Origin of the sequence: Lysinibacillus sp. PWR01, from assembly GCF_043359455.1 — a bacterium.
Taxonomy (GTDB): Bacteria; Bacillota; Bacilli; order Bacillales_A; family Planococcaceae; genus Lysinibacillus; species Lysinibacillus fusiformis_F.
Genome location: NZ_JBHERJ010000047.1, coordinates 268,448 through 281,853, shown reverse-complemented (window position 1 = coordinate 281,853; position 13,406 = coordinate 268,448). Strand labels below are relative to the sequence as shown.

11 protein-coding genes are annotated in these 13,406 nt (G+C 38.5%); all 11 read right to left on the bottom strand.

Translation table 11 applies throughout. The annotated features are described in order from the left end of the window. Positions 1 to 5: 5 nt before the first annotated feature. Positions 6 to 1,868, bottom strand: coding sequence for a DNA mismatch repair endonuclease MutL (gene mutL, locus ACEVFT_RS08750; RefSeq protein ID WP_393949254.1), 1,863 nt, complete (start codon positions 1,866 to 1,868; stop codon positions 6 to 8). 15 nt (positions 1,869 to 1,883) lie between these two features. Continuing rightward, positions 1,884 to 4,454, bottom strand: a complete 2,571-nt coding sequence (gene mutS, locus ACEVFT_RS08745; protein WP_393949252.1) for a DNA mismatch repair protein MutS — start codon at positions 4,452 to 4,454, stop codon at positions 1,884 to 1,886. 128 nt (positions 4,455 to 4,582) lie between these two features. Continuing rightward, positions 4,583 to 5,236: an outer spore coat protein CotE gene (gene cotE / locus ACEVFT_RS08740; RefSeq protein ID WP_175400709.1), complete on the bottom strand. Its 654-nt coding sequence runs from the start codon at positions 5,234 to 5,236 to the stop codon at positions 4,583 to 4,585. A gap of 134 nt (positions 5,237 to 5,370) precedes the next feature. Continuing rightward, a complete protein-coding gene (locus ACEVFT_RS08735; RefSeq protein WP_048391473.1) occupies positions 5,371 to 5,808 on the bottom strand; it encodes a YlbF/YmcA family competence regulator in 438 nt (145 codons plus the stop codon). Continuing rightward, entirely contained in the window at positions 5,809 to 7,353 is a 1,545-nt protein-coding gene (gene miaB, locus ACEVFT_RS08730) for a tRNA (N6-isopentenyl adenosine(37)-C2)-methylthiotransferase MiaB (RefSeq protein ID WP_048391476.1), read from the bottom strand. A 204-nt stretch (positions 7,354 to 7,557) separates the two neighbouring features. Then, the gene (locus ACEVFT_RS08725; protein WP_393949249.1) at positions 7,558 to 8,826 is read right to left on the bottom strand and encodes a carboxylate--amine ligase; all 1,269 of its coding nucleotides are present in this window, start codon (positions 8,824 to 8,826) and stop codon (positions 7,558 to 7,560) included. Positions 8,827 to 8,941: 115 nt separating this feature from the next. Further along, positions 8,942 to 9,952 carry a histidinol phosphate phosphatase domain-containing protein gene (locus ACEVFT_RS08720; protein ID WP_048391480.1) on the bottom strand — a complete coding sequence of 337 codons (1,011 nt, stop codon included), beginning with the start codon at positions 9,950 to 9,952 and terminating at the stop codon, positions 8,942 to 8,944. Then, positions 9,949 to 10,734 (bottom strand): DeoR/GlpR family DNA-binding transcription regulator, encoded by a 786-nt coding sequence (locus tag ACEVFT_RS08715; RefSeq protein ID WP_004225858.1) that lies wholly within the window; start codon positions 10,732 to 10,734, stop codon positions 9,949 to 9,951. Before ACEVFT_RS08715 ends, ACEVFT_RS08720 begins: the two co-directional genes overlap by 4 nt. Further along, positions 10,731 to 11,732 (bottom strand): ABC transporter ATP-binding protein, encoded by a 1,002-nt coding sequence (locus tag ACEVFT_RS08710; protein ID WP_393949246.1) that lies wholly within the window; start codon positions 11,730 to 11,732, stop codon positions 10,731 to 10,733. Before ACEVFT_RS08710 ends, ACEVFT_RS08715 begins: the two co-directional genes overlap by 4 nt. Further along, positions 11,729 to 12,514, bottom strand: coding sequence for an ABC transporter permease (locus tag ACEVFT_RS08705; protein WP_004225862.1), 786 nt, complete (start codon positions 12,512 to 12,514; stop codon positions 11,729 to 11,731). Before ACEVFT_RS08705 ends, ACEVFT_RS08710 begins: the two co-directional genes overlap by 4 nt. Further along, positions 12,511 to 13,356: an ABC transporter permease gene (locus ACEVFT_RS08700; RefSeq protein ID WP_393949245.1), complete on the bottom strand. Its 846-nt coding sequence runs from the start codon at positions 13,354 to 13,356 to the stop codon at positions 12,511 to 12,513. Before ACEVFT_RS08700 ends, ACEVFT_RS08705 begins: the two co-directional genes overlap by 4 nt. Positions 13,357 to 13,406 lie beyond the last annotated feature (50 nt).

Genomic DNA, 13,406 nt, shown 5'->3' with positions numbered 1-13,406 from the left:
CTCCCTTACATAACCCGTTTAAACATTTTTTCCACTTCATATGATGTAAAGTGAATAAGCACTGGACGTCCGTGTGGGCATGTAAATGGATTATCTGCATTGCGTAAATCTCGTAGCAATGTTTCCATTTGCTCTTTTGTTAAATAATGATTGGCTTTGATTGATTTTTTACAGCTCATCATAATTGCGGCTGCCTCACGTAGTTTTTTGATATCGGCCTTTTTAGTTGTCAACACCTGTTCAATTAAATCCTCAATGATTTCCTGTTCCTCCCCTTGTGGGAACCAACTCGGATGCTCACGTACAACAAAAGATGACTGTCCAAATTCCTCTAAAAATACGCCTACAGCTTCTAATTCATGCCTGTGTTCTCGTAAGATCAGAGCTTCATCTGCTGCATAATGGAATGTTAGTGGTAACAATAATGCCTGACGTTCATGAGGATTAACTTGACCGACTTTTTCACGGAAGAATTCATATTTAATACGTTCCTGAGCAGCATGCTGATCAATTAAATAAAAACCATCCTCCATTTGTGCGACAATGTATGTGCCATGGATTTGTCCCACTACTTCGAGTTCAGGAAAGGGTTCCTTCGTAGGCATCTCTTCTAATATTTCCGACTGTACGGCTATTGTTACTTCATCAATTGTTTCAGCCTCTATTTGTGGTGTAGGCTGCCAACTTTCCTCTCTAACCGTAGAAATAGGCTTAGGCTCAACTATCTGTTCAAGATTGTTTTCTTGAATGGTTTGGACATCATATAATTTTTCTACGATGGCATTCATTTTCTCCACATCAATCTTCGGAGCAGGCTTCCAAATGTTTAATTGCTCAGTAGCTGGTTTAACTATTTTTTCTTTCTTTTCCATTTGTGGGACTCGAATAATTTTGCGTATTGTTTCACGAATGGTTTCCTCTATTAACTTTAAAAGCTCAGCCTCTTTACTTAAACGAATTTGATGTTTTGCAGGATGCACATTCACGTCTGTTAAGTAAGGATCACCCTCTATATATAGAACAACTATTGGGAAGCGCTCGATAGGTAAATACGTATGGTAAGCATCTACAATGGCCTTTTGTACTAAATAATGCTTGACCCAACGACCATTAACAAATAGAGACATATAATTTTTAGAAGCACGTGTTACCTCCGGTAAGGATACAAAGCCAGAAATTCGATAATCATGTGACTCGCCTTGGAATGACACCATTTTCTTCGCATTATGTATTCCATAAATAGCTGCTAGCACTTGTTGTACATCTCCTCGGCCATTTGTTTGCAGTAGTTGTTGACCATTATGCAATAATCTGAATGCTATTTGTGGATTACCAAGTGCGAGGCGATTCATCAGGTCTATTGTATGCCCTAGTTCGGTTTGAATGGTTTTCATATATTTTAAACGGGCAGGTGTATTAAAGAATAGCTGGGAGACTGTTAAATCAGTCCCTTTACGTAACGGACCAGGTTTATGAGTGAGGATATGTCCACCTTCAAGTTCTAAATGTGTTCCAGATTCACCATTTGATGTAATCAATGTCATTTTAGAAACAGAGGCTATGGATGCTAACGCCTCACCACGGAAGCCAAGTGTTCGAATACGAAATAAATCATGTTCCTGATGAATTTTACTAGTAGCATGACGAGAGAATGACATTAGAGCATCCTGTTCATCCATACCGCTACCATTATCTATTACTTGAATAGAAGTGAGACCTGCTTCTAGTAAAAAAACATCAATGGACGTACTCCCAGCATCAATAGCATTTTCCACTAGCTCTTTGACAACAGAAGCTGGCCTTTCTACTACCTCTCCTGCTGCGATTTTATTGGATAGCCATTCGTCCATAATTTGTATGTTTCCCACTAACGTATCACTCCTTTATTTTTTAGCGTTCACTAGCTCTTGCTGTAGCTCATATAAAATATTCATTGCCTGCATCGGTGAAGTACCTAGAATATTTACCTTTTCTAATTTCTTTAGCACCTTTGTCCCGGCTGGGGAAATCGGTTCGTCCTCTGTAAATAAAGACATCTGTATTGGTTGTTCAGCTATCACCTGTGTTTCGGCAACTACTTCTTTCCCTGCCTCAAAGTTCTCAAGTAATACACGTGCTCTAGCTAAAATTTCCTCAGGTAATTGAGCAAGCTGTGCCACATGTATACCATAGGATTTATCAGCCGCTCCTTTTTTCACCTTATGCAGGAAAACGACCGTACCATTTTTTTCAGTGGCTGAAACATGCACATTTTGTAAGCGTGGCAAATCCTTTTCAAGTGCTGTCAATTCATGATAGTGCGTAGAAAATAACGTATTGGCTCCTATTTTGTCATGAATATATTCCATCATCGATTGTGCCAAGCTCATACCATCATAGGTCGATGTTCCACGTCCAATTTCATCAAATAGCATTAAGCTATTTTTTGTTGCATGCATAATAGCATGTTGCGATTCAAGCATCTCCACCATAAATGTAGATTGTCCTGCCGCTAAATCATCAGCCGCCCCAATCCGAGTAAAAATTTGATCGGTAATTGGTAGCTTCGCTTTTTCAGCAGGTACATAGCAGCCCATTTGAGCCATCACAACAATTAATGCTACTTGACGCATATAAGTACTTTTACCAGACATATTCGGCCCTGTAATAAGCATCATATTGTTCTGCTCTTCTAGCACACAATCGTTTGGTACATACATTTGCTTGTTCAGCATTTTTTCAACGACAGGATGGCGTCCTTCTATAATTTTAAGGGCACGTCCACCATGAAATTCTGGTTTCGTAAATCGATATTTTTCTGAGACGCTTGCAAAGCTTAATAAGACATCCAATTCACTAATGTTTGCTGCTAGTGCTTGGACACGCGGAATATAAGTTTTTAATACATCACGAATTTCTACAAACAGGTTGTACTCTAATGTTAAGCTTTCTTCTTCAGCATTTAAAATCAATGCTTCTTTTTCTTTTAGTTCCTGTGTAATATAGCGTTCCGCATTCGCCAGTGTTTGTTTTCGCTCATAGCGTGTTAAATCTGCTAAATGAATATTTGATTTTGTAATTTCTATATAGTAACCAAAAATGCGATTATAGCCTATTTTTAAATTTTTAATACCCGTTTTCACACGCTCTTCTTGTTCAAGTTGGGCAATCCAATCCTTACCATTACGAGCGGCATAGCGAAGTTCGTCTAAGCGTTCATTATAGCCGTCACGGATAACATCCCCTTCTTTAATGGTAATAGGGGGATTATCTGTAATCGCTTTTGCTAATAATGCCTCGACATCTGAGCATGTATCAAGTTCCGCACCTAATTGCTGTAATGTTTCTTTATTTGACCCCACCAACTGCTGTTGAATAGTTGGCACTTGGCGTAAAGAATCACGCAATTGGGCTAAATCTCGTCCACCCACATTGCCAAAAGCAACACGACCAGCCAAACGCTCTAAATCATATACTTGTTTTAAGGATGCTTGAAGCTCTGTTCGTACAAAATATTCTTCCAATAAATCCGTAACAATCGCTAGTCTAGCCTCGATTGCTGAACGTGTGGCAAGCGGTTGGTGTAGCCATTGCTTTAATTTCCGTCCACCCATCGCTGTCACCGTGTCATCTAATAGCCATAAGAGTGTACCTTTTTGATCGCCACCTCGAATCGATTGAATCAGCTCTAAATTGCGCTTTGAGCTAGAATCAATGCGTAAATAATTTTTAATTTCATTAAACGTGAATGCCTGAATATGTGATAAAGATCTCATTTGTGTTTGGTCAATATAAGCTAACAATCGAAGACACGCAATTTGTAACGGTTGTGGTACAGCTTCTAGATAACTTGCTGCTTTGTCCATTGGCATTTCATTCACTTCAATTGAAAGTACGATCCCAGCATTGACGGCATGCTCTGCTAATAATAGCTGCAAACTATCCGTTACAATCAGTTCTCGAATTCCGTAAGCCTGCATTTGCATTAATAAGGCTTTTCCATCGCCTTCAATAGAAGACGCTACGGCTTCACCTGTGGATAAATCTAAATAAGCATAGCCAAATGTTGTGTCATCTAATTGCTCTGCCGCTCCAATAAAATGATTAGATTTACCATCAAGAGCCTTCCCTTCCATAATTGTTCCTGGTGTGATAAGCTGAACAACTTCACGTTTGACCACACCTTTTGCTTGCTTTGGATCTTCAGTTTGTTCACAAATAGCCACTTTATAGCCTTTTTGCACAAGTGTTTCAATATAATTTTTAGCCGAATGATGCGGCACACCGCACATTGGTATTCGCTCTTTTGCGCCTGCATCTCGGCTTGTTAATGTAATTTCTAAAATTTGTGAGGCATTGATTGCGTCCTCAAAAAACATTTCATAAAAGTCACCTAATCTAAAAAATAAAAAGGCATCTTTGTAATCTTCCTTTACCTGTAGATACTGTTGCATCATTGGTGTATATGTTGTCATATCACTATTTACCTCGCTCTTGCCTTATAGATATATTTATTATAACAAAAGATACATGCGAAACGCTTTATTCACCTTTTTTAAGATGCTAGCATTTCGCATGTATCAAAAAATGATGTTTTTTAGACTTATCTTGGTCGTTCATCAGGAAACGATGAAGACTCTAACACATACCTGCCTTCTCCTTCAGGACTTGAAGAGGAGCTAGAACTAGAGCTTGATGAGGATGAAGATGAACTTTCATCATTAAGGCTCCAATCTTCTTCATAGTCTAGTGGATGGACACTAATACAAATTGTTGTTTCACCCATTACCTCAACAACTACTTCACGTTCCACTACAATTTCAAACTTTGTACCACATGGAGAGATAATCGCTTCAATACAATTTGGTTCTTGTATCACACGTACACGAACATCATCACCAACGCTAATTTCACCGTCTCGATAGTGAAGCTTCACTTTGTCTTTATAGTGAATCGTTTCAGAAAACACAGCTGTTTTCGAATGATTACTATAGGCATACCAAACATTGACATCAAATTTCCCTGTTACTTCTACAAATTTCCCGACTCTTTTTGCAGAGCAAGTGTGATTGATTACCCAGCACCCTAAAATACTTGTCGGTTTATTTGTTGGTGATAATGTTACACGTTCTTCCGTTCTCTTCTTCCCTTTGGCAACTACTGCTTTCGTCACGATTTGTCGTAAACGTTTCAGCGCAATTCCTCCTTCGACTCTTTTCACTCCATCATATGCAGGTAGCGCCCATTGGGTGAACATATATTTTTAGAGAATGAAATGGATCATTTAAAACTTTTCGATGAGAGGTCTATTATAGCAGCTGAATGCTTCAATAGAAGAAGACGTAAAAAAAGCTCGAATGACAGCATTCGAGCTTTGATTTCTATAATCTGTTAAGAGCAGCTACCTGGTTGACTATTTTCTACGTATGAACCCGTTTCACCACGAAGAACATCGCCACCAGTTGAGCGAATAATTTCATTTGTAACATTATTTGCGATCGTATTTGAAACAAGTTGCAATAAATCATTCACATCGCCTTGTGATTCTTTAAATTGTTGCACAACTGGGATGGCATTAATTTCTTCCTCGATTTTAGCAATTTTATCTTCAATCATTTTTAATGCTTTTTCTTTCCCTAGGTGTTGGAAATTAACCGCTTGTTTTTGTAAGCTTTTTAAGCTTGCAATACGTTCACGTACTTGTTGATTTTCGTTAATTTGCGCTTCTGCCTTTTTGAAAAATTCAACCTCTGGCGTATTTGCAATCATATGTGCAATTTCATGTGATTTTTTAATTAAATCTTCTTTTGTATATAAGACTTGTGTCATTTATGCTTCCACCTTTTCATTTTTTACGACTTCCACAAATTCACCAGTAAGTGAATAGGATGTAGTCTCTGTTATTTTTACTTTCACTAATTGACCAATTACTTCTGCTGGTGCTTTGAAGTTAACTAAACGATTTTTCCTCGTATAGCCCGCTAACACATCGTCGCGTCGTTTACTTGTGCCTTCAACTAATACTTCGACAACCTGACCATTTAAACGCTCTAATGCTTTGCGAGAGTATTCACCCACCACTTCATTTAAACGTTGAAGACGCTCTTTTTTCACCTCTTCAGGTACATTGTCAATCATTTTTGCAGCTGGTGTACCTTCACGCGGCGAATAAATATACGTAAAGGCTGCGTCAAAGCCAACTTCACGGTATAAGGACAATGTTTCCTCAAACTGTTCCTCTGTTTCATTCGGATAGCCAACGATAATATCTGTTGTTAAGGTTACTTCAGGTATTGCCGCTTTAATTCTATCCACTAAACCAAGGAAATGCTCGCGTGTGTATTTACGCGCCATAATTTTTAGCACGTCATTCGAGCCCGATTGTACTGGTAAATGGATATGCTCCACTAAGTTGCCACGCTTTGCAAGAACTTCGATTAAATGGTCATCAAAGTCACGTGGATGACTCGTTGTAAATCGAATCCGCGGAATATCGATCTTTCTTAATTCATCCATTAAATCGCCAAGACGATAATCAATATCCTCAAAATCTTTACCGTAAGCGTTGACATTTTGCCCCAATAACATAATCTCTTTGTAGCCCGCTGCCGCTAGCTCACGAACTTCAGCAATGATTTCCTCTGGTCGGCGACTGCGCTCTTTACCACGTGTATATGGAACGATACAATACGTACAGAATTTATCGCAACCATACATAATATTAACCCAAGCCTTAATGGAGCCAAGACGTTTCTTCGGCAGATTTTCAATGACATCGCCTTCTTTAGACCAAACCTCTATGACCATTTCTTTTGACATGTAGGCTTCTTTTAAAATGTTTGGCAGACGGTGAATATTGTGTGTACCAAACACCATATCAACATGTGGGTAGCTTCTTAAAATTTTATTAACCACAGATTCCTCTTGCGACATACAGCCACAAACCCCTATTAGCATCTCAGGGTTTTTTCGTTTATATTTCAGCAGGAAACCAAGTTCTCCAAATACTTTGTTTTCTGCATTTTCACGAATAGCACATGTATTTAGCAAGACAACGTCAGCCTCTTCAATCACCTCTGTTGGTGTGTAGCCTAGCTGCATAAAAATCCCGGCCATTACTTCTGTGTCATGCTCATTCATTTGGCAGCCATAAGTACGAATATAGAAGGTGCGATCTTTGCCCATTCCTGCGAACTCTTCTGCAATGCTAAAATCCTTATGATACTTCACATCTTCTTTCCCACGTTTTTTAGCATCTTTTAAGGATGGAGCTGTAAAGACCCTCTCAAAATATTTACTATAATCCTTTTCAGGCTTGTCTTCTTTTTTTGGTTGATTGACTTGTTGATTAGCTAAGCGTTGTTCCTCATTCATCGCAATCAGGTAACTCCTTTCAAACGAAATCCATGCACTTGAATTCCCATTTTATTATTATACTGAATAGTTGATACTTCCTACAAGGTTTGCGCCTCAAATGTCGAGGTTTCGACTTAATTATATGAAGATAGGCGTAATTATCCATCAGCTCTGGCGTTCTATCCTGAAAGTTTTAATGTCCTATCCATCAGTTCACATTTGCTAACTATTGCTCTTATTAAAATACTTGCTGTATTTTATCTGTAAATATGAATGATACAATTTCAGCTTTATCCAACGCTTGATATTCATATCTTCTTTATATAGTAATGCATCCGTGTATTGCCCTTCTTTCATTAATTGCTTTGCTTCTATTTTTAATTTTTCATTCTTCATGTATTTAAATAGTGTTTTTGAAGGAAGTAATGACCATACATGCTTCGTCTGGACATATGTTCGTTCATGATTAACCTGGTATAAATAATCATCCACCACATATTGCATTAAATTATACCCGCTTGCGGTCACATAGTAGCTTGAAGCCCCTGCTCGCAAATTCATTTCAAATAGCTTGTATTTCCCGTCCCTTGCATCATATTTCATATCAAAATTAGCAAAGCCCGTATAGCCGATGTCCTCTAAAAAATGCCGAATGGATTCCATTAGCTGTTCATCATAATCGATCATAACAGCTAAAGAAATACCTTTGTTTTGTGGAGATGGATCTTCGAGTAGCTTGTTGCTAAGACACATTAATTTTACTTTTCGATCTCTTCCTACATATACATCTAGAACACGGATATAGGAATCGTCGCCTGGAATAAATTCTTGAACGATTAAGGTGTCTTGATAGCTAGAACGATAAATACAGCGAATAATGTGCTGCATCTCATCTGCATCATGCACTAGATATATTTTTTTCTTTTCAGGAAAGGAACAGTTCGTATAGGCAACGGTATTGGAGGGTTTAATAATAATGGGATACTGGATTGGAATTTCTCTATTTGGATGATGTTCCTTTGTTATAATGATGGTTTTGGGGTATTTTAACTGATATTTATCACAAAGCCTGTAGAACTTCTCCTTTGTTTGCACCCTATTTAGTAAAGCCTGATCAATGTAAGGTAAAATAAAGTACTTTTCAAGCTGCTCTTTATTTTCAATGATAAGCTCTGCATAGTAGCAGTCACAAACTAATAAAATCAATTTCTTTTGTTGGCACTGCATGGCCAATCCCACTAGCGCTTGTACAAAACGGGTAGGATCATCTAAATGTTCAACGTATTGAAAATCCAGAATACCGCTATTCTGCGTGGCAATTCCCTGTGAGCCTTTCAAAAGGAGTGAGCGCATCGTCCTCCCTTTTTTTGCTGGCTCAATGACAAGACTTTTCATGCGGTAGGCTGCATAAAATGAGCGTGCTACCCCGTACGCATGCTGACCCGATTGTATAATAATAGGTAAAAAGGGTTGTTCTTTAATAGATGTCAATCTGAATCGCCTCACATTATAAAAATGAATTTAATCATTTGTATGCGAGTAAAATTGTACTTATGTAATACGAATAAAAGGCACTACATTGAAGCTTTAGTGCCCTTTACTCAACCTATAACGTCATCATTTTTTTCACTCTCTGTTCAAAGGAGGCAATAGCTTGAACGCCATAACCCTTTAGCAGCTCTGTATTGGCAAATGTATATTTACCTAAATCATCTGGGAAATGTGCATCAGAGGATACAGTAAAAGCAACTCCATGCTCAAGTAAGGTTTGTAAAAAACGAGGACCCGGGCACATTTCCTGTACAGGGTAACGATAATACAGCCCGGCATTGATTTCAGTGGCGGTTTCAGTAGACGTTAGTGCCTTTGCAATACGTTTATACCAAACTTCAAGAAACGCACGATCCTCCACCTGATAATTAAATACTTTAAAATTATCTAAATGGGCAACAAAATCAAACATATTGGAAAGAATCATTTTCTCTACTACTTTAAAAAAACGCTCATAATTTTGTTGTAAAGAGGGTTGATCCATTTGCTCAAAAAGATACTTTGTTTGTGGATTATCAAAGCCCCACCCATCAACAAAATGAACAGAACCAATTACATAATCCCAAGGATAACCTGCTAGCAAAGCAGTTAATTCCTCCTCACCACCAACAAAATAATCTGCCTCTATACCAAGTCTCAGTGTAATGCCATGTTGACGCCATTTTTCCTTTGCCTGCTGAATGGTCGTCACAAAAGCATCCATATTTTCTGTCATCACACGATCCAGCCAATAGCGCTGAATTTGTCCAATTTTACTTTCATCCAGCCTCATAAATCGCTCAAAATAGGCACGCGTTTCTTGAAAACGATATAAGTGATCGACAATCCCCACCTCACGTAAGCCGAGCTGCTTTGCCTGTTCAAGATATAAATCCAACCATTCCTCACTATAACAGCCATTTTTCACACGCCTTGCTAGACGCTGTAAATGACAAGTTATTTGTTGTTTGGAGCCTTTTTCCGTTTCATCATCCGGATAAAAAAACTCCAGTGCCTGCGATGTACGCTCTAGCCAGCGAAATGAATAAGGTCCCTCTTCTAAATGTACGTGATAATCTATTGTCATCCACTCTTCCCTCCATTACATATCGTCCATTTTTCCTCATACGCCTGCCACTCTAATGGACAAGTGCTTTCGCAAAGAATTTCTGTACATTCATCAAGATGACAGATTTGAAAAAATGATTTGCCATTGATTTTGGATGCATCAGCTAATAAATAACTCACTTTGCTATGCTTGAGCATTTTCTTTGAAATAAGAGATTCATCCAAATCGTAATCATAAACAATGCCCTCACTCATGCCACCGCACGATAGAAAGGCCTTATCAAAATTCATATTATCTAGCATCTCTAACGTCATAGCACCTGCAACAGAAGATTGTTTTGGATTCGCCGTGCCCCCTAGTAATATGACCTTGCCTGTCATGCGTCGTTCTTCTATGGCTAAATTAAATTGAATAGCTGCTGCAATTGAATTCGTTACAACCGTTATATCTTCCACAGCTAGTAAAAAATCGGCTATATGTACTGTTGTAGTACCTGTATCTACTGCAATAGTATCGCCATCGCAAATGCGTTTTGCTGCAATACGAGCAATTTGTCTCTTTGCGTCCTTGTGCATTTGTAGCTTGCGTAAAAATACCGGTTCATTACGTACATTCGTATATTTAATAGCCCCACCATGAACTCTTGATAATAAATGCTGTTGCTCTAATTCATCAAAGTCCCGGCGAATTGTTTCTGGTGCTACCTGAAGGGCATCAGCAATATTGGCAACAATAATTTTCCCTTCAGAATCTAATTGTTTTAAAATAAAATCAAATCTTTCCAGTTTAGCGTAAGTCATGATAGCGCAATCACATCTTCTTGTGCGACATAACATTTATAGGATTTTCCCATTTCAATCGAATACCCTTGTTGATGCAGTTGTTCCATTGCAAACGCCATTTCTCCTTCAAATGTAGTACGAATAATATTGCCGCTCATTAATGATTGTTTGGCAACCCCAGAGAGACATAAGTCTCCATCTCGTTGCTCGAGATGTAATGCCTCAGGGCGTATTGCAAATTTCGTGGATTGCTCTATTAAAGATGCTCCAAGCATTTTTTCTAAAGTTTGGCGTGGAAAAACATTATAATGACCGATAAAATTAGCAATAAATTCATTATTTGGTCTCATATAGATTTCCGTTGGCGTACCGTTTTGGGCAATGCTGCCATTATTCATGACAAATATTCTATCCGAAACAGCCATTGCCTCCTCCTGATCATGCGTAACTAGAATCATTGTCATATTTAATTTTCGTTGAATTGCTCGTAAATCTGCTTGTAGTTTTTTGCGAATTTGAGCATCAAGCGCACTAAGTGGTTCATCTAATAGCAGTACTTTAGGACGGACAATTAATGCACGAGCTAGAGCAACACGCTGCTGTTGACCTCCCGATAATTCTTTCGGGTACGCATTAGCTTTCTCACTTAGATGAACAAGCGCTAGCATTTCATGAACACGCTGCTCTATATCTGCCTTATTAACTTTTTGCATACGCAAACCAAAAGCAACATTTTCAAGCACCGTCATATTAGGAAAAAGTGCATAGGATTGAAAGACCATACCCACTTGACGATCCTTCGGTTGTACGCCACTCATATTTTTTCCTTCAATCAAAATCTTACCTGCCGATGCATCTGTTAAACCTGCAACAATACGCAAAATCGTACTCTTTCCACAGCCACTAGGACCTAATAGTGTGATAAATTCGCCTTTTTGAATTTCCATGTGAATATTGGTTAAAACAGATACTTGTCCATATTTTTTATGAAGCCCTTCAATAACAAGATAACTCATAGAATTGTAGCACCTTTCGATCGTTTCGTTACGATAGCAATGACGAATGTTAAAAGACCCATTAGTACGAGATAGATGAAAACAACAGCACTAGCAATATGTCCACTTGTGCTAAGCTTTTTCATTAAATAAATTTGAACGGTTTCAAAGCGAGAACCTACAACAAGATTAATTAAGACAAACTCACCAAATAAGACCGAGAAGGATAATAATGCCCCCGCAAATAAGCCTGGATAAACGGTAGGCAGTAAAATTTTTGTGAATGCCTGCCTTTTTGATGCGCCTAGCAATTGAGCCGCATCAAGCAGTTGCCTCGCATCTATATTTCTTAAACTATTTCGTGTACCTTGATAGATATAAGGAAGAATCCCCACAACATAAGCACCTAAAACAACAAATATCATCGGTATACCTATTTGGCTATAAACGCGTATAAGCCCTACAGCTAAAATAATTCCTGGAAAAGAATACACCATCACCACTGCCATCTGTATCCATTTTTCGTATCTTGGAAAGTATAGGACGATGACGAAAATGGCTGGCACAATGACAAGGAGCGCGATACTAACGGCACCCCCTGCTAAAAGAACTGAACGGCCGAATGCTTGAATAAAATCAGTATCACGAAACAATGTGGAAAGCCATTTTAATGTGAGTCCTTCTGGCAATATCGTTTTATTCCATTTTGTTGCAAACGCATAGAGCATTGTTGCTAACACTGGTAATAGTAAATATCCCACGAGCAGAAGGAAAAAGAAATCAGCCAAACCACGCTTTTTCATTTTACTTTCCTCCTTGTTTTAGAGATGCTCCACTCACTGATCAGCATGGCCGTCACCATTGTCACTGCTAATATAACTGCAATGGCGCTAGCTAGCTCTGGCTGAGCAAAAATATCACCTTTTATTAAGGAGCCGATACGAATCGCCACTAAATTATAATTACTGCTTGTTAATGCATAAGCAGAGGCATACGCGCCCATTGCATTAGCAAACAATACACTAAAGGTTCCCACAATCCCCGGGAGCATAACAGGGAGACCAATTTTCATCCAAAACTGCCAGCCAGATGCCCCAAGAATGGCTGCCGCCTCCTTCCACTGTTGCTGAATTCCATCATAAATGGGATATAGTAGCATTAGTGATAATGGCAGCTGAAAGTAAATGTAAATAAGTAACAAACCGCTCCAACTGTATAATGAAAAGGATGTCAACACATCAATATCCCATTTGTCAAATAACAATGTAAATAAACCACTATTGCCAAGTAAAACGATAAAAGCAAATGCTAGCGGAATACCTGAAAAATTGGAGGTTAAGTTCGTAAGTATTAAAATCTTCTCCCGTACTGGCTCTGAAAAGTTCATCATGGCATAAACTGCAAACAAGGTGATAAGTAACGCAATCATAGCTGAGATAACAGATAATGTAATACTATTTTTAAAACCTTGAAGAATGTAGTGGTTCGTAAAAATTGATTCATACTGCTTCAGTGTAAAGCCCTCACTATTTTGAAAGCTGGTAATGAGCATATATAGGAGCGGTACTAAGAAAAACAATAATAGTAATACAAGAAAAGGCGAAAGCCAAGCAATGGATTGCCGCTTCGATATCAACACACTCACTTCTTTCTATAAATGACTTGCGGCTTATGGGGATAATAGTCGCTCCTTAG